Raw genomic sequence first — 22,062 nt, forward strand, 5'->3', positions numbered from 1 at the left:
GGTTGATAACAACGGCAGATCACCAAGACAGGCAGCCATATCAGCATATGGCCATATAACAACAATATGGAGTGACAGTCATGAGTCGCCAACTCGATCAACTTGAAAAGAAAATTGTGAATGCTGTCGAGGCGGATGCAAAAAATGGTCGCTATCGTTGCGATCGCAGTATTTTCACCGATAAAACGCTGTTTGAACTGGAGATGAAGCATATCTTCGAGGGCAATTGGGTGTTCCTGGCACATGAGAGCCAAATTGAAGCCCCTGGGGATTACTACACCGCCTATATCGGCCGTCAGCCAGTGATGATCACCCACACCCAAGCAGGTGAACTCAAGGCGATGCTCAACACCTGCTCACACCGTGGCGCGACCTTGTGCCGTAAGAAGCATGGCAACAAAAGCTCATTCACTTGCCCCTTCCACGGCTGGACGTTCAAGAACGATGGTCGCTTACTCAAAGCCAAAGATCAGAAAAAAGGCGGCTATCCCGCAAGCTTTAATCATGAGGGGTCTCATGACTTGAAGCCGCTGCCTCGTTTCGGCAACTACCGTGGCTTTCTGTTTGGTAGCTTAAATCCTGACGTGCTGCCACTGGAGCAATACCTCGGCGAAACCACCAAGGTGATTGATGCCATGGTCGACCAAGCCGAAGAAGGCATCGAAATCCTACGCGGGGCCTCCACCTATACCTATGAAGGCAATTGGAAACTGACTGCCGAAAATGGCGCCGATGGTTATCACGTCAGTACCGTGCATTGGAACTATCTCTCGACCATGGGCCAGCGCAATTACGAGAAAGGCGGCACCGAGGCGGTCGATGCCAAGAGCTGGTCTAACGAAGGCGGTTTCTACGCGTTCGAGCACGGCCACATGATGCTGTGGACACGCCTGACTAACCCGGAAGTTCGTCCGATATATCAGCACCTCGATCGCCTGGAAAAAACACTCGGCGCGCCAAGAGCCGACTTCATCGTGCGGACAACAAAGAATCTGTGCCTGTATCCCAATGTCTATCTGATGGATCAGTTCTCCACCCAGATTCGGGTGCTACGCCCCATCGATGTCGATAAGACTGAAATCACGATTTATTGCTGGGCCCCTAAAGGCGAATCAGCCGAGAGCCGAGCCAAACGGCTGCGCCAGTATGAAGATTTCTTCAATGTCTCGGGCATGGGCACGCCCGATGATTTAGAGGAGTTTCGTGGCTGCCAAGAGGGCTATCAGGCCAAAGGTCTGAAATGGAATGACATGAGCCGAGGCGCCCAACATTGGATCGAAGGGCCTGACGAATGGGCCAAGCGTATTGAAATGAAGCCCATTCTAAGTGGCGTGCGCCCAGAGGATGAAGGGCTTTACGTCACCCACCACCAACACTGGGTCGCTGAAATGTCCAAGGCCGTTGAAACTGAGCGCGCACAGTTGATTGCCCTGTCAGAGGAGGTGTCCCCATGAGCATGAGCTTTGAACAAATTCAGGCGTTCATTTTCCGAGAAGCACGATTGCTGGACGATCGCGAATGGGATGAGTGGCTCAAGTGCTACCACGAAAATGTCACTTATTGGATGCCCGCCTGGACTGATGACGATGAGCTGACTGAAGACCCTCAAACCGAGGTTTCTCTCATCTATTACCCCAATCGAGATGGGCTTGAAGATCGCGTTCACCGGCTCAAAACGGAGCGTTCCGGCGCCAGCTCTCTACCAGAACCGCGCACTGTCCACCTCACCTCCAATCTCGAAATCCTGGCACGAGAAGGATGCACAGTGAAAGTGCGCTTTAACTGGCAGACCCATAGCCACCGCTATCACAAGACGCACAGTTTTTTCGGTACCTCTTTCTACACCCTAGATTGCAGTGATGAACAGCCGCTGATTATCGACAAAAAAGTGATTCTGAAAAACGACTACATCAATCAGGTGATCGACATTTATCACCTGTAATTGAACCAGCGGTCATCGCACCCGCTGTAATTGATGAAGGAGTACATCATGACTTACCAAGTGGCGCTGAATTTTGAAGATGGTGTCACCCGAGTGATCACCTGTAATACGGGTGAAACCGTACTCGACGCCTCCTATCGTGCGCAATTGAATCTCCCCATGGACTGCTCCGATGGCGTTTGCGGCACCTGCAAGGGCGCATGTCACCAAGGCCAATTCGACCTAGGTGAAGACTATCTTGACGAAGCCCTTTCAGATGAAGAAGTTGAGCAGGGCATGGTCCTGACCTGTCAGATGGTGCCGGAAAGTGACTGCGTCGTGGAAATTCCCGCCGCCTTCTCACTGTGTAATAAATCTAAAAACAGCGCGATCAACGGCACTGTAGATGAAGTGAACTTACTCTCACCGACGGCCATTGAGCTCAAGATCACGGCGGATGCCGATATCGGATTTCTGCCAGGTCAGTACGTCAATATCCAAGTCCCCGGCACCGATGAGCAGCGCGCCTATTCCTTTAGCTCCCGTCCAGGCAGTCGCCAGTTGAGCTTTTTGATTCGTAACGTGCCAGGGGGCTTGATGAGTTCATGGCTCGTGGAACAGGCCAAAAGCGGGGATCAAGTCTCGCTAACCGGCCCAATGGGGGTATTTTATCAGCGCGCCGTGGAACGCCCTGTACTGATGCTGGCTGGAGGCACCGGGTTAGCACCATTTTTGGCCATGCTCGAAGCCTTACAGGAGAAAGGCTGTGAACACCCCACTCACTTGATCTATGGCGTTACCCACGATGAAGACCTGGTAGGTGTCGAAGCATTGGAAGCCTGGGCTCAACAGCTCGAACATTTCAGTTTCAAAACAGTGGTCGCCGACGAATCCAGTCAGCACCCACTTAAAGGCTTCGTGACTCAGCATATGCAAGACGCGCCCATCAATGATGGGGATGTCGATGTTTATCTTTGCGGGCCGCCGCCGATGGTGGATGCCGTGCTCAAACACTTCAATGCACAAGGCATCACGCCGCACTCATTCTATTACGAAAAATTCACCCCCAATGTCCAAGCGCCTCATGACGCAGGCGCCTCGAATCAGCAAGCGGAGCATGTCGCATGAAGGCACGATTCAGTAATAAAGTCATGGTCGTGACCGGTGCGGCCCAAGGCATTGGCAAGCGTGTGGCCGAGCTGGCCGCTGATGAAGGGGCACATGTGGTGCTGGTCGATAGGGCCGATTATGTCCACGGGCTTGCCACTGAGTTGCAGGCTCGAGGGGTCGATGCTTTGGCCGTACAGGCGGATCTAGAAACCTGGGAAGGTGCGGAAAAGACGATGGCCCGCGCCCATGAGCGCTTCGGCCAAATCGACATTCTGATCAACAATGTCGGTGGCACCATTTGGGCACAGCCTTTTGAGCACTATCAACCGGCACAAATCCAAAAAGAAATACAACGCTCACTGTTTCCCACCCTGTGGTGTTGCCGAGCGGTCCTGCCTTACATGGTCGAACAGAAGAGCGGCGTCATTGTGAATGTTTCTTCTGTGGCGACTCGGGGCCTGATGCGCGTGCCTTATGGCGCCGCCAAAGGTGGAGTCAATGCGATAACCGCCAATCTCGCCTTCGAGTACGCCGAACAGGGCATTCGTGTGAACGCCACCGCGCCCGGTGGTACTGAAGCCCCGACACGACTGACCCCGAGGAATACTGAAGCTCAAGGGGAGCGTGAAAAAAGTTGGTATCAATCCCTGATCGACCAAACCCGTGATAGCAGCTTGATGCATCGCTACGGCACCCTTGACGAACAAGCCGAGCCGATACTGTTTTTGGCCTCTGATGCCGCCAGCTATATCACCGGCACCGTGCTACCTGTTGCAGGAGGCGATCTGGGGTAAGGCGCTCAACGCCTTGCCCATTCATCAACCTTAATTCACCTCATTCAGTAGCGATAACACAGTCCTGACCCTCCAAACATAAAGACAATAACAAGGGCCATATCATGAGACATCTGGACGTAAGTCATGTCATTGACCATGCCAAATTCAGCCCCTTCCATTGGAAAGTGCTCTTCTGGTGCACCCTGATCATCATTTTCGATGGCTATGATCTGGTGATTTATGGGGTCGTCCTCCCATTACTGATGGCACAGTGGGCACTCAGCCCCTACGTCGCCGGGCTTTTAGGCAGCAGTGCCTTATTTGGCATGATGTTCGGCGCAATGGGGTTTGGCATGCTGTCCGACAAGCTCGGGCGCAAGAAAACCATCTTAATATGCGTGGTGCTGTTCAGCGTGACGACGGTGATTAACGGCTTGGCCACGACCCCCTGGCAATTCGGCATTCTGCGTTTTATCGCAGGGCTTGGCATTGGCGGAGTGATGCCTAATGTGGTCTCACTGATGAGTGAGTACTCACCTAAAAAAAGTAGAAGCACACTGGTGGCCCTGATGTTTTCGGGCTATGCCGTCGGCGGTATGATGTCAGCGGGGCTTGGCATCTGGATCGTCCCCAATTTCGGCTGGGAAATCATGTTCTATCTGGCGGTGGTGCCGCTCTTGTTGTTGCCGTTAATAATGAAGTTTCTCCCCGAGTCAGTCGCTTTCTTGATGGCTCAGAAACGAGATCGCGATGTCCGTACAATTCTGCATAAGCTTGATCCTGATCTGAACTTGACGGCTGAAGATCAGCTTACAGCGCCAGTCACGAAGGAAAGCAAGGCCTCTGTACTGGCGCTGTTTCGTGGCGGACGCGCCTTCAGCACGACCATGTTTTGGACCGCCTTCTTCTGTTGCTTATTGATGGTCTATGCACTGGGCTCTTGGTTGCCGAAGTTAATGTCCATGGCCGGATACGCCCTCAGCTCTAGCCTGATGTTCCTGATGGTACTGAATATCGGCGCGATTATTGGCGCTGTTGGCGGTGGCTGGCTGGCCGACCGCTTCTCTCTGCGAGCAGTGCTGGTCTCTTTCTTTATCTTGGGATCGGTGTCATTAATGATGCTGGGCTATGAACACCCCATGGGATTACTGTACACCCTGATGGGCATTGCAGGGGCCACCACCATTGGCTCCCAGATACTGCTTTATGCCTATGTGGCGCAGTACTATCCGACAACGATTCGGTCGACAGGATTAGGCTGGGCTTCCGGTATCGGGCGTAACGGTGCCATCGTCGGGCCTATGTTAGGCGGTACTCTGCTGGCACTGGCGCTGCCTCATCACCAGAACTTCTTGGCGTTAGCCATACCCGGAGCGATCGCCACTGTCGCCATCGCACTGGTCGACCGACGCTTTAAACTATCAGTGCAAGGCCCGAATAAGTCCTCTCTGGAAGCCAGTCATCGTTAAGCCCCGTCATTGTTACCACCACCATGGCAGGCACTTTCACTCGCCCCGCATGAGGTAACGCGGGGCGTTTTTCAGCAGTGTCAACACAACACATTGCCGTGACTGCTTTGATCTGAAGATATCACACAGACCTAATCGAGCAAAAAATATGTACTTTCCGCTTAGATGAATGCTATTCAGCTCGATACAGTCTTAACTATTCCATTCTAGGGATAGTACGGTTCTCTCATGTCTATGTTCGGCTTCATGTCAGTCGGCTCTTAAACACACTTATTTTCTTGTTGGATGACCAAGAGCTGATCAAGGTCAGCATCAAGTTCAACTTATTCAACTAAACTGAACAAGATCCTGTCAGGCAGGGCCTTTTTAAGCCCTTCAGGACACTGGCTTCACAACCGTTGACTTGCATCATGGCCCAGCTTCGCCACTTCCAAGACACTGGCGGCTGGATTCCTCCATTAAAAAATTGCTGTTATGGGAACCTGACATGAGCACAGCGTTTGAACACCCGACCTACAACTATAAGGTCGTTCGGCAATTCGCCGTTATGACTGTGGTCTGGGGCATCGTCGGTATGTTAGTCGGTGTCTTGATCGCAGCTCAGCTCGCATGGCCTGCGCTGAACTTCGACCTTCCGTGGACAAGCTTCGGACGTTTACGTCCGTTACACACCAATGCGGTGATTTTTGCCTTTGGGGGCTGCGCCCTCTTTGCAACGTCTTACTATGTGGTACAACGAACCTGCCAGGTCCGCTTAATTTCGGACGGCCTTGCTGCCTTTACGTTTTGGGGGTGGCAGGCGGTGATTGTGGCAGCGGCAATTACGTTACCGCTGGGCTTCACCTCTTCGAAAGAGTATGCGGAGCTGGAATGGCCGATCGATATTTTGATCACCCTAGTATGGGTGGCTTATGCGATCGTCTTTTTAGGCACGATAAAAATCCGTAAGACGTCGCACATTTATGTGGCGAACTGGTTCTATGCGGCTTTCATCTTGACCGTTGCGGTTCTGCATGTGGTCAATAGTGCTGCGATTCCAGTTACGCTAACTAAATCCTATTCGGCGTATGCGGGCGCGATCGATGCGATGGCCCAGTGGTGGTATGGCCACAACGCAGTAGGCTTTTTCCTGACGGCCGGCTTCTTGGGCATGATGTATTACTTTGTGCCGAAACAAGCTGAGCGCCCGGTTTATTCCTATCGCTTATCAATCGTTCACTTCTGGGCATTGATCTGTACTTATATGTGGGCTGGTCCTCACCACCTGCACTACACCGCGCTACCGGATTGGGCGCAATCCGTGGGTATGATCATGTCACTGATTCTGCTGGCACCTTCTTGGGGCGGTATGATCAACGGGATGATGACACTCTCAGGTGCGTGGCACAAACTGCGTACAGACCCGATTCTACGCTTCCTGGTCGTGTCTCTGTCTTTCTATGGGATGTCCACGTTTGAAGGTCCGATGATGTCAATCAAGACCGTTAACGCGCTTTCCCACTATACCGACTGGACCATTGGTCACGTGCACGCAGGTGCTCTCGGCTGGGTCGCCATGATCAGTATCGGCTCTATTTATCATCTGATTCCGCGCATTTTTGCGAAAGAGCAGATGTATTCCACCAACCTGATCAATGTGCACTTCTGGCTCGCCACTGTCGGCACCGTCCTTTACATCGCCTCTATGTGGGTCAATGGCATCCTGCAGGGTCTGATGTGGCGCGCAGTCAATGCTGATGGCACGCTGATGTACTCCTTCGTGGAAGCGCTGGAAGCAAGCCACCCCGGCTTCGTCGTTCGCTGGATTGGGGGCTGTTTCTGGGTCGTCGGTATGCTGATCATGGCATATAACGTCTTTGCCACTATTAAGAGCCCATCGACTGAAAAAGCTGTGGCTCAAGCGGCCTGATCAGAAGGAATGAATGATGCGACACGAAATTATTGAAAAGAATGTCGGCCTGATGGCCGTGCTGATTCTGGTCGTGATCAGTTTCGGGGGCCTGGCTGAAATCGTACCGCTGTTTTTCCAGGATAAAACCACGCAACCCGTGGAAGGCCTGGAGCCTTTAGGCGCACTGGAACTCGAAGGACGCGATATTTATATCCGTGAAGGCTGTAATGTTTGCCACTCACAGATGATTCGTCCTTTCCGTGCAGAAACAGAGCGCTATGGTCACTACTCAGTTGCCGGTGAGTTCGTCTATAACCACCCCTTCCTCTGGGGCTCTAAACGAACCGGGCCAGACCTGGCACGTGTTGGTGGTCGCTACAGTGACGACTGGCACCGGGCTCACCTCTACAACCCTCGTGACGTAGTCCCTGAGTCGAAGATGCCAGCTTATCCCTGGTTATTCCAGAATACGCTGGATGGGGCAGACACCGGTGCCAAAATGAAAGCACTGCGTACAGTCGGTGTGCCCTATACCGATGAGCAAATTGATGGTGCTGGTGAACAGGTGAAAGGGCATAAAGAAATTGATGCGCTGGTCGCCTATTTACAGCAACTCGGCACTGTCCTCAACGACAAGCGGTAAGGTTATGGATATTAACGTTTTTCGCGGCATTCTCTCTGTCATCCTGATGATCGCATTTGGCTGGATCGTATTCTGGGCTTATAGCAAGCATCAGAAAAAGAGCTTCGATGAAGCCGCCAACCTGCCATTTGCTGATGATGAGGCTCATGAGGCGTCGCAGAAAAACGCCCATAACCCGGATGATGAAAGCTCATCACTGGAGATGAAGAAACATGATCAATGAATCCATGAGCAGTTTCTGGGGGATATGGATTACAGCAATTACCCTGGGTGTGATTGCCTTCTGCTTTGTCCTGCTCGCTGGAAACCGCAAAACTGAGAAACCCATGACCGCTGATGGGGATGTACAAACCACCGGTCATGCTGCCGACGGCATCGAAGAATATGATAATCCACTGCCACGCTGGTGGTTCATGCTCTTCGTAGCCACGATCATCTTTGCCTTAGTTTATCTGGCGCTATACCCAGGGCTTGGTCAATGGAAGGGGCTGCTTGGCTGGTCATCCACTGGCCAGTGGGAACAAGAGATGGCTCACGCAGAAGAATTCTATGCGCCCATCTTTGATAAGTATGCCGCCATTGATATTGAGACGCTGGCCAATGATCCTGAAGCGATGAAAGTTGCTGAACGCATCTTCGTTAATAATTGCTCAGTGTGTCACGGATCGGCAGCTAAAGGCGGTTATGGCTTCCCGAACCTCACCGATGATGCGTGGCTGTATGGGGGGGATCCAGAAACCATTCGGACCACCATTATTCAGGGGCGTAATGGCCTCATGCCTGCCTGGGTCGATATTCTGGGTGAAGATGGTGTGACCAACATGACACAGTATGTCATGAGCCTGTCAGGTGCTGAGCACAATGCAGAACAAGCCGCCGCAGCTAAACCGCTATTTGCTGCCGTCTGTTCTTCTTGTCACGGTACTGATGGTAAAGGAAGTGCCGCCCACGGCATGGAGCTGGGCGCACCCAACCTGACCGACAATACTTGGCTATATAAACAACCTGAAGAAAGTTTGGCCGCCTCCATTGAGTACACTTTACGCAATGGTCGTAATGGCCTCATGCCTTCTCAGGCTCGCTATCTGGACTATGGTGCCGATCTACCCTCTATGGGAGAGTTAAGCAACATGTCACCTGAGCAAAAAGCAAAGCTGCTGCCTAAGCTGCACTTGGTCGCTGCCTACGTTTATAGCCTTTCCAACAAGCCGTAATCACGGACCGTCAGAAGCAGGGGAATGCGGCGCTATGTCGCATTCCCCTTTAGCATTCAAGCTGGATAATCTTGATATAAAACAGAGATAAGACGCTTGAACGTCTTACATTAAAAAAATGGATATGAACCGACGATCTTGATGATGACACTTTAACTGCCTGGTGAATGCAATGACGGATAAAATCCCCACAAAGGATGTCACCCCTAAAACCATAGATCCCAAAAACATAGATTCCAAAAACATAGGGGCCCAAAATACAGCGGGGGGTGGCTCTCTTTATGCCCAGCGTGAACATATTTATGTGAGGCGCATTAAAGGCACTTTTCAAAAGCTTCGAGGCCTATTTAACTGGCTCCTTATGTTGCTTTATTTTGGCACCGTATGGCTGCAATATGATGGGCGTCAGGCCATATTCTTTGACTTGCCAAACCGTCAGTTCCATATTTTTGGGGCAACCTTCTTTCCTCAAGATTTCGTTTTGCTCGCCTGGCTTTTGATTATTTGTGCCTTTGGTTTATTTTTTATTACTAACTTTGCGGGCCGAGTTTGGTGTGGTTATACCTGCCCACAAAGTGTCTGGACGTTTCTCTTTATTTGGGCTGAAGATGTCACGGAAGGAAGCCCAAATAAACGACGCAAGCTAGATCACCAGCCCATGAGTCGCGACAAGCTGACTCGCAAAAGTGCCAAGCACGCCATCTGGCTACTGATTGCGGCCGCAACCGCCATTACTTTTGTCGGCTATTTCTCACCGATTCGTCAGTTGATTCCCAATATCTTTGCATTTGATCTCGGCTCTTGGGAAATGTGGTGGCTAGGCTTTTTCACCTTTTTCACTTATCTCAATGCAGGCTGGTTACGTGAACAAGTCTGTATCTATATGTGCCCTTATGCCCGTTTCCAATCCGTCATGTTTGACCGAGACACCCTCATTGTCTCCTATGATCAAGAACGTGGCGAACCGCGTGGAGCGCGTAAAAAATCGGCTGACCACAAAGCTCAAGGGCTGGGTGATTGTATTGACTGCAACCTTTGTGTTCAGGTCTGCCCAACCGGTATTGATATTCGTGATGGTCTTCAGTATGAATGCATTACTTGCGCCGCTTGCGTCGACGCCTGTGATCAGGTCATGGAGAAAATGGGGTATGCCCCTGGGCTCATCAGTTATACCACTGAAAATGAGCAAGAAGGCCGTAAAAGCCGGATCTTACGCCCTCGTTTGATTGGTTACTTTATGGTGCTGGTGGGCATGATCGCCGCCTTTACGTTTGCCGTGGGGACTCGTGTGCCCGCTGAACTGGAAGTATTGCGAGACCGAAACCAATTACTGCGGATGACCGATAGCGGTGAAATTGAAAACAGTTATCGTGTAAAAATCGCGAACATGACTCAACAGCCGCGCGCCTTTGAGTTATCGGTCAGTGGTATTCCTGGCATTGAGTTAAAAGGGACAAGGTCTATTCAACTCGGCCCGAATGAAGTCCGTGAATTCCTGGTACAGCTGATCGTTGATCCTGATGCCATGCAAGCGCCGGCACAAGATGTCCTGATGACCGCCGTCAGTGATGAAGGCTCAACCCCCATTAGTATCAGTAAAAAGTCACGTTTTATCGGCCAAGTACAGCGTTGATGGTCGATGAACTTTAGTGAACAAGTAATGATCTTATGCCCTTGGGGTGATCGTTTCCCAAGGGCTTTTATCCATGAAGTAATGCATCAGAAGGTCTGATCATGAGTGAAATGTCATTCACCCCTTGGTACAAACAGTTCTGGCCGTGGTTTATTCTCACGCCTTTACTGTTTACTGTCGCCGTTGGAATCACGATGCTGACCATTTCCATTAAAGTGTTCGATGGTACGGTAAGTGATACCTATTACAAAGATGGGCTGGCCGTGAACCAGGTACTGGCTCGAGACCATGCGGCCAAGACTCTTGGGGTCGAAGCTGATATGACCTTCACTGATCAAGAGGTGTCACTCCAACTGAATGGCCTTTCCAGTCAACCCGCTTCGCTGGCACTGAAACTCATCAACCCGACCCGAGCTCGCCAAGATTTAGCGATCACCCTTGAGCACCAAGGCAATTATCGCTATGTCGGTACCTTGCCTCATGCGCTTCAATACGAGTGGGATCTAGAGCTGCAGCCCGCAGGTAAAGTGTGGCGTCTGACTGGACGCGCCAGCTTCCCGGCCCACCAAACAATCAAGCTATCCGCTGTTCAATAATCTTGAGGGCTATGGCATGTTTGGGGCTTTCTGACATATTGTTGAGCCCCGCAACACCACAGCCATGAGCGCCTGATTGATTCGCCTTATCCAATGACCGCTCATAAGATGTTATTGGGTAAGGCATTGCCCCACCACGGACCGGAAAGATCAAAACTGATGCATGAACCGTCCTGTTATCATTGCGGTGAGCCGATTCCTCAAGGACACCATTTCAGTGTTGAGGTCAATGGCGAATCACATGCCCTATGCTGCCGTGGCTGTGAAGCGGTAGCTCATGCCATTATTAACGGTGGCTTGGATAGCTACTATCAGTTCCGCACGCAAATGCCTGAACGCCCTGAAGGAGAAACACACCTGAGTGAGGCGGACCTGAATATCTTTGATCGTCCGGAATTACAGGCCCGTTTTGTCCATCAGGATGAGCAAGGCCATTGTGATACCCAATTAGCGATTGATGGCATGACCTGTGCGGCCTGTGCTTGGCTGATTGAACATCATATTGGTCGTCTTGAGGGGGTCACCAGCCTACTGGTCAATGTTTCTGACCATCGCGCACGGCTCATCTGGGATCCCGCACGCATCCAACTCAGCCAGATTTTAACTGAGCTACAGCAGATTGGTTACCCCAGCCGACCTTACCAACCTGATCAACATCAGCAGCAGTTGGAGTATGAACAGCGGATGGCCACCCGCCGCCTCATCGTCGCGGCCATCGGCATGATGCAGGTGATGATGTTCGCTTCAGCGCTGTATGTCGGTGCCTTTGATGGGATCGATGACAGCTTCAAAGCGCTTTTCCGCTGGCTATCATTGGCCTTAACCACACCCGTAGTTTTCTTTTCCGCACGACCATTTTTTACCGCCGCATGGCGTGATCTAAAAACCCGCCACCTCACCATGGATGTACCCGTCTCTCTGGCTATCGGTCTGGCCTACAGTGCCAGTGTCTACGCCACCGTGACCCACGGGCCCGAGGTGTATTTTGACTCTGTTGTCATGTTCACCTTTTTCCTATTATTTGGCCGCTATATCGAGATGCGAACACGCCACCGTATTGGTCGTGGAGGTAATCGCCTCGATACCCTGCTGCCAAGCAGCGCTATCCGTCTCACCGCCAATGGTGATCACTGGACGGAGGAGGTGGTCACTGCCGAGATGTTGGCGCCGGGAGAGCGTATTCGTGTTCGCCCCGGACAAACACTGCCTGCCGATGGCACTGTGGTCATAGGACACTCCAGCATTAATGAAGCGGCGCTCACCGGCGAATACATGCCAGTCCCCCGACAACCGGGGGATCAGGTGATGGCCGGAACACAAAATATTGATAGCCCGCTGGATATTGAGGTCACTCAAGCCGCAGCCCAGTCACGGGTCTCTGATATCATGCGATTAATGGACAGAGCGCTGGAGGAAAAACCGCGGGTCGCTGCAATCGCTAGCCATCTGGCTCATTATGTTGTCTTAGGGGTTCTCATTCTGGCCACAGGCACTTATGGCGTTTGGTGGTGGCTCGGGTCGGATCATGCTTTTTGGATTGCACTCTCGGTATTAGTCGCCACGTGTCCTTGCGCGCTTTCACTGGCCACCCCTACCTCGCTGACGGTCGCCAACAGTCACTTGCGTCAGCGTGGATTACTGGTAACAAGGGGACATGTACTGGAAGCTCTGGCGAAAGCCGATACGTTAATTCTGGATAAAACCGGGACCCTCACGGAAGGGCGCCTTCATCTGAGTCAGACCCTGTTATTAGCACCTGAAACCGAATCGATACCACAAGAAGCATTCATCCGTTGGGCCGCGTCACTTGAGGCACAGTCGAGCCACCCGATTGCAACAGCATTTAAAGAAACCAACGATCAAGCGCCGCTCGCCACGCGCCAACTGGAGGTGGTCACTGGCCAGGGAATCCAAGGCGAAGCACGCGACCTACAGGGGCAATGGCATACTTTACGTTTAGGACGCCCCGACTTTGCTTGGCCACAAGCGACACTTGAACGTCCCCAGTCAGAAGGGCTCTGGCTCCTCATGGCTAACGACCAAGGCCCCCTGTGTTGGTTTAATCTGAGTGACCGCCTCAGAGCTGACGCCATTGAGGCCGTCCAGGCCCTACAACAACAAGGTTTGACACTGGAACTTCTCAGTGGCGATCACCCGGATCATGTCGCACATATTGCCCAAATATTGGGACTGACCCACTATCAAGGTCATGCGACGCCTGAGACCAAATTGGCCCGTCTGCAACAGCTTCAAGCTGAAGGTCATCAAGTCGCCATGGTCGGTGATGGCATCAATGATGTTCCGGTACTGGCCGGTGCTCAAGTGTCGATCGCTATGGGACAAGCCACTGACTTGGCTCGCACCAGTGCCGATGCTTTATTGGTTTCATCCCATTTACAAAGGCTCTCAGAAGCACGGCAACTGGCGCTCAAGACACAACATATTATTCGCCAAAACCTTGGGCTTTCGCTGTGTTATAACCTCTCAGTGGTGCCACTGGCTGCCATGGGATGGGTGCCACCCTGGCTTGCGGCAATTGGTATGTCGCTCAGCTCGTTGATGGTCTTGTTCAATGCACTCCGACTCCGCTACCGTGAACAGGCATCCTCACCCGTCATGGAGGCAAGCTCTGCATGAGTATTCTTTATCTACTGATTCCGTTGTCATTAATTTTATTGGCACTGGCGGTATGGGCCTTTTTTTGGGCGGTTGATAACAAGCAGTTTGATGACCTCGAAGGCCCGGCTTATAGCATCCTTTTTGATGACGATGACCCTCGACATACCGGGCAAACAAGCACTAAGAGCGACGCCTCGTCCGCCGCATCAACGCCGCAAAGCTCGGCTCATAACTCGGATTCATCACAGTCCGCCACAAACTCGGCGCCATCACAGCATCCTCGCCATGATTGAACAATCGTTGTGGTCAGCCGCACTGATTGCCGGATTACTGGGTGGAGGGCATTGCATCGGCATGTGTGGTGGCATAGTCAGTAGCCTGACGATGGCATTACCGCCTGGTCGTCGCGAGCCACGTCAAATTACAGGTATGTTGCTGGGATATAACCTAGGGCGAATCAGCAGCTACAGTTTGGCTGGATTGATTGCAGGTAGCCTGGGTCAGCTATTAGGACAAAGCTGGATGGGCGTTGCCATGGGGTTACGGGCGCTGGCTGCCCTGATGCTGGTGTTAATGGCGCTCTATATTGGTCGCTGGTGGTCTGGCTTGATTCACATCGAAACCCTCGGGAAGGGGCTTTGGCAACGGATTGAACCCCTCGGACGACGTTTATTCCCTGTCCGACATGGCGGCCAAGCGTTTCTCTTGGGCAGCCTGTGGGGCTGGCTGCCTTGTGGTTTAGTCTACTCGATGCTCATTATGGCGCTGTCCAGCGGTAGTGGCCTCTATGGGGCTTTGATCATGCTGGCTTTCGGCCTCGGCACACTTCCGACACTGCTGGTCACTGGGTTTATGGCCGACCGCTTACGCACAGCACTCAGGCACCCGGTTTGGCGGCATCTCGCAGCATTCATTTTGCTCTTATTTGCATTGTGGCAACTGGCCCCGCTGTGGTACCAGCTAAAAGGTGCCGGCTAAAACATTCACTCAGTTAACGCCATGACTGTTTTTCAGTACGCAAAAAAGTTGACCTGGATCAAGAGGCCATAATGGCCAGAGGTCTAGCATGGCGCTTAATCAAAAGCTTTGAAAGACTTGTCTATGAAACACCCAGACCTCACTCGTATTGACTGGCAGCCCGAGCTCATTAAGCGTTATGACCTTGCGGGCCCACGCTACACGTCATACCCCACAGCACCTCAGTTTCACAGCGGGTTTACTGAGCAGGACTATCGACAAGCATTGTCAGAAAGCAATGCTTCAGGTGCCCCTTTGTCACTGTATTTCCATATTCCTTTTTGCGCCAAGATTTGCTTTTACTGTGGCTGCAACAAAATCGCGACCAAAGATACGCGCAAGTGTGAGCCTTACTTGGCCCACTTGATTCAAGAAATGGATATGCTGGCCGCCCATATCGATACACAACGCAGTGTCGAACAGCTTCATTGGGGCGGTGGTACCCCCACATTCTTATCTGACGAACAAATGCGTCGTTTGATGGATGCGACGCGTGAACGCTTTAACCTGCGGGACGATGACCAAGGCGATTACTCGATTGAGCTCGACCCTCGCGAAGTAGGTGATACCACGCTGCCTCTTTTACGTGAGCTTGGGTTTAACCGGGTCAGCATCGGCGTACAGGATTTAGATCTCGAGGTCCAGCAGGCGATTAACCGTGTACAACCCCGTGAAATGAGCCAACGTGTTCTGGATGAATCACGAGCGCTCGGCTTTCGCTCAATCAACTTCGATTTAATTTATGGGTTGCCCCATCAGGATCTTGCCCGTTTTAGTGATACCTTAGAGCAAGTGATTGAAATGGGGCCAGACCGCTTGTCGGTCTTTAACTATGCGCATTTACCCAGCCGCTTTAAACCGCAACGTCGAATTAACGAAGCCGACCTGCCCTCAGCCGATGAGAAGTTGAAAATTCTTGAACATAGTATTGGCCGATTGGTCAAAGCGGGCTATGTTTACATCGGGATGGATCATTTTGCTAAGCCCGATGACAGTCTCTCATTGGCACAACGTGAAGGGCGCCTACATCGAAACTTCCAAGGCTACACCACTCATAGTGAGTGCGATCTGTTAGCTATTGGGGCCTCATCGATTGGCCAAGTCGGTCCGACTTATATCCAGAACCATCACGATGCAGAGGCTTATCAGGCCAGTATTGGCAACCAGCAGTTTGCCACGATCCGTGGGCTCAAATTAACGCAGGATGATATCATTCGACGTGCAGCTATCAATCAGCTGATTTGTCATTTTGAGCTCGATGGCGACACTTTTGGACAACAGCACGACATTGCATTTAATGACTACTTTGCCGATGAGTTGATCCGGCTTCAGCAGCATGAACAGGATGGGCTTTTAGAACGACAAGGTAATCGTCTTGTCGTCACCCCCGCAGGCCGACTGTTGATTCGAAGTATTTGCATGGTATTCGATGCTTATCTCAACCAAAGCCAACAAACTCAGAAGTATTCACGTATCATTTAATATTGATACGCTAAAGATCAATCTTTTAGATTAATCGCAGAAATGCAATCGTCGCATTGCGTTAAGTCATAAAAGAGTGATAATGGACACCTATTTCACTCGCAAACCATCCGAATATAGGGAGGGTGTACGATGCCTAGCCGTCACCTCAAAGGGGGTTGCTTCAGCCTCAGCAAGGAAGCGCGTTGCGTGACCTGCAGTCTTAGCTCCTTATGCCTGCCATTATCACTCAATCTTGAAGATATCGATCAGCTAGATCGCATCATCAAGCGTCGGCAGCCACTCAAAAAAGGGGAGCATCTGTTCCGTCAAGGCGATGCCTTTGAATGTGTTTACGCAGTGCGCTCCGGCAGCCTGAAAAACTACATCATGACCAATGAAGGTGAAGAACAAATTACCAATTTCCATCTACCCAGTGAACTGGTTGGGATGGATGGCATTGATTGCGATGTTTACCCCATTTCGGCCAAGGCATTGGAAACCACAACCGTGTGTGAAATTCCATTCACACGTTTGGAAGCACTGGCACATGATTTACCCGATCTGCGCCAACAGATTTTGCGCATCATGAGTAAAGAGCTCCGTGATGATAAGCAAATGATGATGCTGCTTTCTAAGAAGAATGCAGAAGAGCGCGTAGCGACCTTCATTTCCAACTTATCCCAGCGATTTAAACGCCGCGGTTATTCTCAGTTCACTTTCCGCTTGCCCATGTCTCGCAATGAAATCGGGAACTATCTGGGCCTTGCAGTGGAAACGGTAAGCCGTGTGTTTACACGCTTTCAAAATGCTGAGCTCATTGCTGTAAATGGTAAAGAAGTGCACATTCTCGACATGGACCAGCTGATTGAGCTGGCCGGCATGGTCGATTGTGGCAGCGCACAACCCCCGGAAAAAATCGCAGCAGCACAATAATGCGATGATTTTGGGTTACACTTAATATCAGCAATTATTGATTTAATATCGCCTTGATTAAAAAAGCTTAATACAGGATCGGCACAGGCCATTGGAATGCGACACCCAGTGGCCATTGAATATGCGGAGAATGGTCATGGCTGAAGATTTCGCGCTTAAAGCGCTTGTCAGGCGTTTATCTGGATCATCCTCATCACGGGCCACACCCTTATCACGAGTAGAATGCGACTTCAGTCGCATTCTATCGGATCCCAAAGCGCTTCATCGTGCCATCGGCATGTTGATGCAGCGTTATATCGGTTCAGAAATCACTCACATTTTGGCGCTACCAGGCCAAGGCTGCCTATTGGGTGCGTTGCTCGCTTATCAACTAAATCTCCCCCTCATCTCAATTTGCTCCCCGGAAGATTTCCCTGAGGACGAGCGCCTAGTCTTACCCGATACCGACCCAGCACGCCCGCTGGCAATTCGTAAGGATCAACTGGTGGCAGGGGATCGCGTTTTACTCTTCGATGGGGTCATCGCCACAGGCACGACGTTTATCGCTGCCAGCACCTTGGTTCGACAACAAAATGCCAACATCAGTGAAGTCGCCGCGATCGCAGATTTCCCTGATTATGGCGGACGCCAACGGCTATTAGATATGGAAATCCCGGCTTTTAGCTTAATGGCTTTTGATGCGGACGAGCTTTAACAAATAAGCTTTGAAAAATAAGCTTTAACAACAAGCGGTATTGAGCGGCGGGAGGATCAAGGCTTAGATGCGCCTAAGCCTTGAATACTTGAATCAACACTAGGCCTTATAAGCCAGCATATCCAGTGCTTCAATACGTTGAGATTGTTGCTTCTCACGCTTGGCTTCGAGACCTTCGAAATCGAATAACTCTCGATCCGCCAATTGGCTGGGGGCCACATTCTGAACCGCTCGAAACATATTTTCGAGACGCCCAGGATGCGCTCGTTTCCAAGTCTGCAACATGTCTTTAATGACCTGACGTTGCAGACCATCTTGAGAGCCACATAAGTTACAGGGAATAATTGGAAACTCTCGGGCTTCTGCAAAGGCCTCAATATCGGGCTCTTCACAATACGCTAACGGGCGAATCACAATATGCTTGCCATCGTCTGATAACAGCTTAGGGGGCATGGCTTTGAGGGTACCGCCAAAAAACATATTCAAAAATAGTGTTTCAAGAATATCGTCGCGGTGGTGCCCCAGTGCAATTTTAGTCGCACCGATCTCTTCGGCATAGCCGTATAAAGTGCCCCGGCGCAGGCGAGAACAGAGACCGCAAGTGGTTTTACCTTCGGGCACCACCTCTTTGACGATCGAGTAAGTATCTCGCTCAATGATGTGATAAGGCACACCGACCGATTCTAAATAAGCGGGCAGGATATGCTCTGGGAACCCAGGTTGCTTTTGATCCAGGTTCACCGCAATCACATCAAACTGGATCGGAGCACTTTTTTGTAGGCCCAATAGAATATCCAGCATGGTGTAAGAGTCCTTTCCTCCGGATAAACATACCATGACCTTATCGCCGTCACGGATCATGTCATAATCACCGATCGCCTGGCCGACTTGGCGACGAAGCCGTTTTTGTAGCTTATTGAACTCACGTTTTTGCTTGGGCAGCAAATCCTGCATCGGGATCACCACAGTCTGACTGGAGGAGGGAAATAGGAACGGCCCACGTTGTACCCAATCCGTGGCAAAAAGTAAACGCTGGACTCGTTTTCCTTCTCTCATACCCCTGCTAACATGAGAGACTGAACTTATGTAAGTTCACGATCATCAGTTCAGGCGTATTAAGTCAATTCATCGCCTGAATGCTGCCTGTAACGGCATATAATTGGATGGATGCAATGACAGTATTGCAAGAAAGCCGCCTGTTTGGTGAGTTAGTTGAAATCCTTCAGCAATATCCCGAAGGCGTTAACGAACATACACTCCTCAAATCATTGGATGAACGAGGCGCCGTCAACCTGGATGAGGACACTTTCCGGGATACGGTCAAGCTCTTCCGCACACATTTCCTACTCTATAACGCTCTTTACCAACTTCGTGACCAACTTTGGCGTGAGGCGCGAGGACATTTGGAAATCACGGCAGTTCGCATTCAGTTGATGGCCTACCACCCAGGTCAATCAGGTCTCGAAGAACACGACCCCATGCGTGATTATTACCTCGATATCGATATGCTGGAGAAAACGACTGAGCAAGATATCGAATCAGCCTTGAATAATTTCTGGAAACGGCTGCATGAAGAAAGCATCTTCAGCAGCGGTGGGTTACAGGCGAAGGCATTACAAACGCTGGGCCTCAAAGAAGGATGCCCGGCACCAGAAATTAAACGCGCTTATCGACGACTATGTATGCGACACCACCCTGACCGAGGCGGTGATCCAGAGCGTCTTCAGGAAATTAACGAGGCCATGGAAATTCTGCGCCCCATGGTAAGGCCCTAAGGGGATCAGACTGAAAATACGCGATTCACATTAGGTAAGTACGAGATAAGAGTATGCCACTGAGGTAAGGTGCGGTTTATTACGGCATCGAGTATGGCCATATCACGATAGGCCCTTAAGGATACTGTCAGCTTATTGAGGATCTTATGATCGCATTTAGACCCCAGCTTCTCGCCATAATGTTATGGCTTATTAGCTCACTACTTTTTAGTCCACTACTTTGGGCTGCCAATTCCGCCTCTTCAACGGAGACAGCACCATCGGTCTATCATGCGGCGATCCTGATTTATCATCATGTCAGCGAACAGTCTCCGCCCTCGACCAGCGTCTCGCCTGATCGTTTTCGGACTCACCTGGATTTACTGGATGAACAAGGCTACACCGTTTGGCCATTACAAAAGGTCATGCAAACAATCAGCCAACGACAACCCATGCCGGACAAAGTCGTTGCGCTCACTTTTGATGATGGCTACGAAGATGTCTATCAAAATGCCTGGCCACTATTAAAACGCCGAAAATTGCCCTTTACCGTCTTTGTTAGCGGCGCCTACATCAACCAGCACCCCTTATATTTGACCTGGGAACAGCTCAAAGAGATGCAGGACACAGGATTAATGACGGTGGGCAATCATACCGCGTCTCACCCCCACATGATTCGACGTCAAGAGGATGAGAGCCGGGCAGACTGGCTCAAGCGGATGCAACGCGAGATTAACCTGAATGAATCACTGATTAAGAAGTTCTTAGGCGCTTCAACGCCCTTTTTCGCCTTCCCCTATGGTGAAAGCAACCCGGATCTGGAACGGCTAGTGCGTCAAATGGGGTATATGGGATTTGGCCAACAAACCGGTACGGCAAGTTTGTATACCGGCTTATCTCTAATCCCTCGCATTGCGGCCAACGGTCTTTACTCCAACCCTTCGACATTGATCACCAAGCTCAATAGCCTGCCATTACCGGTGAAAAACGTACAACCCGCGTCAGGTGTTTTGGAAGCCGACCAAACACGGCCTGAGCTGACATTTGATTTATATCCGGGTGAATACGATCCCAACCAACTCCGCTGCTATGGTGGCGATGGCCATGAAATTGAGACTCAGCACCAAGCGCTTAAAGCGGGCGGCTACCGGGTCAAAGTCATCACCGATCGTGATTTGTCGCCCGGCAGAACACGCTATAACTGTACCGCCCCTAGCCAGCAACAAGCGCGTTACTTTTGGTTTTCAAAACAATGGATGCTGCCGAATCCCAACGGCCAATGGTATCAGGAGCACTAAAGTGGTTGTCGCTCTATGGGCCTGAGGCGTTAACGCCTCAGGTTTTTTAATGCGCTCGCGAGTTCAGCACTTAGTGCGCTTGAGAGTTCAGCACATAGTGCACTTGAGAGCTCAGTACTGATTAAAGCCCTAGCTGATGCCGCCCTAAATAATCACGAACAAATTGCCAAGCCACACGCCCTGAACGCGCGCCACGCGTACGGAACCATAGTAGCGCTTCCTCCTGCGCAGCCTCGACTTGCTCTGAAGACAAGCCAAAGTGGGCTAACCAATGATTCACGGCCCTTAAGTAATCATCCTGACTGAACGGATAGAAACTCAACCAAAGGCCAAAGCGCTCAGATAAAGAGACCTTTTCTTCGGTCGTATCTCCAGGATGAATTTCACCATCATGGCCTTGCTGGGCTTCCAGGTTTTCACTCATCTGCTCAGGCAGTAAGTGGCGCCGATTGGAGGTGGCATAGACCAGCATGTTCGGCGCTGTACCACTAAGGGCACCATCTAAGGCACTTTTGAGCGCTTTGTAATGATCATCACCAGCTTCAAACGATAAATCATCACAAAATAGGATAAAGTATTCTGAACGGCGGCGAACAACATCGACCAAGAGCCTTAAATCGGCCAAGTCATGCTTATCGATTTCAATGAGCCGCAGTCCCTGGGTCTGAAACTCTGCCAAGCAAGCTTTAACCAGCGACGATTTCCCTGTGCCACGGGCGCCCGTTAACAACACATTATTGGCCGGGTATCCAGCGATAAACTGCTGTGTGTTGCGACGAATAGCGTCTCGTTGGCGCTCAATATTCTGCAAGTCGTCAAATTCAATTAAGGCGGGATTTTCAATGGGCACTAAACGCCCCCCGACAGCCGATCCACGATTGGATTCCCAACGATAAGCCGGCACCTCTTGATCGGGGAAGACCACGGATGCCTGACCACTCAGCGACTCTAGCGCATTGGCAATCCGGGTAAGCTGAGTCGTGACGGCATTCAGATCACTCACAGTGTAACTCCTGTTTTTGAGTTTATT

21 protein-coding genes are annotated in these 22,062 nt (G+C 51.1%); 19 read left to right on the forward strand and 2 right to left on the reverse strand.

All coding sequences use genetic code 11. The features are described from left to right. Window positions 1-80: 80 nt before the first annotated feature. The 17 genes from BFW38_RS11305 to BFW38_RS11385 all read left to right on the forward strand — a co-directional run bounded on the left by BFW38_RS11305 (window position 81) and on the right by BFW38_RS11385 (window position 17,980). Window positions 81-1,454: a Rieske 2Fe-2S domain-containing protein gene (locus BFW38_RS11305; protein WP_068998803.1), complete on the forward strand. Its 1,374-nt coding sequence runs from the start codon at window positions 81-83 to the stop codon at window positions 1,452-1,454. Then, window positions 1,451-1,942, forward strand: coding sequence for a benzoate 1,2-dioxygenase small subunit (gene benB / locus BFW38_RS11310; RefSeq protein WP_068998805.1), 492 nt, complete (start codon window positions 1,451-1,453; stop codon window positions 1,940-1,942). The genes BFW38_RS11305 and benB overlap by 4 nt, the downstream gene beginning before the upstream one ends. Window positions 1,943-1,990: 48 nt before the next feature. Continuing rightward, window positions 1,991-3,049, forward strand: a complete 1,059-nt coding sequence (benC, locus tag BFW38_RS11315; protein ID WP_068998807.1) for a benzoate 1,2-dioxygenase electron transfer component BenC — start codon at window positions 1,991-1,993, stop codon at window positions 3,047-3,049. Beyond that, the gene (gene benD, locus BFW38_RS11320; RefSeq protein ID WP_068998809.1) at window positions 3,046-3,825 is read left to right on the forward strand and encodes a benzoate diol dehydrogenase BenD; all 780 of its coding nucleotides are present in this window, start codon (window positions 3,046-3,048) and stop codon (window positions 3,823-3,825) included. Before benC ends, benD begins: the two co-directional genes overlap by 4 nt. Before the next feature lie 104 nt (window positions 3,826-3,929). After that, a complete protein-coding gene (locus BFW38_RS11325) occupies window positions 3,930-5,276 on the forward strand; it encodes an MFS transporter (protein WP_068998811.1) in 1,347 nt (448 codons plus the stop codon). 487 nt (window positions 5,277-5,763) lie between these two features. Continuing rightward, window positions 5,764-7,185, forward strand: coding sequence for a cytochrome-c oxidase, cbb3-type subunit I (ccoN, locus tag BFW38_RS11330; RefSeq protein WP_068998813.1), 1,422 nt, complete (start codon window positions 5,764-5,766; stop codon window positions 7,183-7,185). Window positions 7,186-7,201: 16 nt separating this feature from the next. Next, complete coding sequence (ccoO, locus tag BFW38_RS11335) at window positions 7,202-7,810, forward strand: cytochrome-c oxidase, cbb3-type subunit II (protein WP_068998815.1); 609 nt, start codon at window positions 7,202-7,204, stop codon at window positions 7,808-7,810. Window positions 7,811-7,814: 4 nt separating this feature from the next. After that, window positions 7,815-8,033 carry a CcoQ/FixQ family Cbb3-type cytochrome c oxidase assembly chaperone gene (locus BFW38_RS11340; protein WP_068998817.1) on the forward strand — a complete coding sequence of 73 codons (219 nt, stop codon included), beginning with the start codon at window positions 7,815-7,817 and terminating at the stop codon, window positions 8,031-8,033. Further along, window positions 8,023-9,024, forward strand: coding sequence for a cytochrome-c oxidase, cbb3-type subunit III (gene ccoP / locus BFW38_RS11345; protein WP_068998819.1), 1,002 nt, complete (start codon window positions 8,023-8,025; stop codon window positions 9,022-9,024). The genes BFW38_RS11340 and ccoP overlap by 11 nt, the downstream gene beginning before the upstream one ends. A gap of 172 nt (window positions 9,025-9,196) precedes the next feature. Next, the gene (ccoG, locus tag BFW38_RS11350) at window positions 9,197-10,657 is read left to right on the forward strand and encodes a cytochrome c oxidase accessory protein CcoG (protein WP_068998821.1); all 1,461 of its coding nucleotides are present in this window, start codon (window positions 9,197-9,199) and stop codon (window positions 10,655-10,657) included. A 101-nt stretch (window positions 10,658-10,758) separates the two neighbouring features. After that, window positions 10,759-11,253, forward strand: coding sequence for a FixH family protein (locus tag BFW38_RS11355; RefSeq protein ID WP_068998823.1), 495 nt, complete (start codon window positions 10,759-10,761; stop codon window positions 11,251-11,253). 159 nt (window positions 11,254-11,412) lie between these two features. After that, window positions 11,413-13,890, forward strand: coding sequence for a heavy metal translocating P-type ATPase (locus tag BFW38_RS11360; protein WP_069000412.1), 2,478 nt, complete (start codon window positions 11,413-11,415; stop codon window positions 13,888-13,890). Next, window positions 13,887-14,165, forward strand: a complete 279-nt coding sequence (gene ccoS / locus BFW38_RS18390; RefSeq protein WP_084004605.1) for a cbb3-type cytochrome oxidase assembly protein CcoS — start codon at window positions 13,887-13,889, stop codon at window positions 14,163-14,165. The genes BFW38_RS11360 and ccoS overlap by 4 nt, the downstream gene beginning before the upstream one ends. Continuing rightward, complete coding sequence (locus BFW38_RS11370; protein WP_068998825.1) at window positions 14,158-14,850, forward strand: sulfite exporter TauE/SafE family protein; 693 nt, start codon at window positions 14,158-14,160, stop codon at window positions 14,848-14,850. Before ccoS ends, BFW38_RS11370 begins: the two co-directional genes overlap by 8 nt. Before the next feature lie 123 nt (window positions 14,851-14,973). Continuing rightward, complete coding sequence (hemN, locus tag BFW38_RS11375) at window positions 14,974-16,371, forward strand: oxygen-independent coproporphyrinogen III oxidase (RefSeq protein WP_068998827.1); 1,398 nt, start codon at window positions 14,974-14,976, stop codon at window positions 16,369-16,371. Between the two features lie 132 nt (window positions 16,372-16,503). Continuing rightward, window positions 16,504-17,286 carry a fumarate/nitrate reduction transcriptional regulator Fnr gene (gene fnr / locus BFW38_RS11380; protein ID WP_068998828.1) on the forward strand — a complete coding sequence of 261 codons (783 nt, stop codon included), beginning with the start codon at window positions 16,504-16,506 and terminating at the stop codon, window positions 17,284-17,286. A gap of 136 nt (window positions 17,287-17,422) precedes the next feature. Then, the gene (locus tag BFW38_RS11385; protein ID WP_175400977.1) at window positions 17,423-17,980 is read left to right on the forward strand and encodes a phosphoribosyltransferase family protein; all 558 of its coding nucleotides are present in this window, start codon (window positions 17,423-17,425) and stop codon (window positions 17,978-17,980) included. A gap of 99 nt (window positions 17,981-18,079) precedes the next feature. Here the strand turns inward: BFW38_RS11385 and ttcA are convergent, their stop codons facing one another. Next, window positions 18,080-18,934, reverse strand: a complete 855-nt coding sequence (gene ttcA, locus BFW38_RS11390; RefSeq protein WP_069000413.1) for a tRNA 2-thiocytidine(32) synthetase TtcA — start codon at window positions 18,932-18,934, stop codon at window positions 18,080-18,082. Between the two features lie 218 nt (window positions 18,935-19,152). On the opposite strand from ttcA, the gene BFW38_RS18225 reads away from it, so the two are divergent. Both BFW38_RS18225 and BFW38_RS11400 read left to right on the forward strand, forming a co-directional pair. Continuing rightward, complete coding sequence (locus tag BFW38_RS18225) at window positions 19,153-19,755, forward strand: DNA-J related domain-containing protein (RefSeq protein WP_068998832.1); 603 nt, start codon at window positions 19,153-19,155, stop codon at window positions 19,753-19,755. 146 nt (window positions 19,756-19,901) lie between these two features. Further along, window positions 19,902-21,032 carry a polysaccharide deacetylase family protein gene (locus BFW38_RS11400; RefSeq protein ID WP_084004608.1) on the forward strand — a complete coding sequence of 377 codons (1,131 nt, stop codon included), beginning with the start codon at window positions 19,902-19,904 and terminating at the stop codon, window positions 21,030-21,032. 121 nt (window positions 21,033-21,153) lie between these two features. Here the strand turns inward: BFW38_RS11400 and BFW38_RS11405 are convergent, their stop codons facing one another. Beyond that, entirely contained in the window at window positions 21,154-22,035 is an 882-nt protein-coding gene (locus BFW38_RS11405) for an ATP-binding protein (protein WP_068998834.1), read from the reverse strand. Between the last annotated feature and the right edge of the window lie 27 nt (window positions 22,036-22,062).

This window comes from Terasakiispira papahanaumokuakeensis (assembly GCF_001709345.1).
GTDB classification, from domain to species: domain Bacteria; phylum Pseudomonadota; class Gammaproteobacteria; order Pseudomonadales; family Halomonadaceae; genus Terasakiispira; species Terasakiispira papahanaumokuakeensis.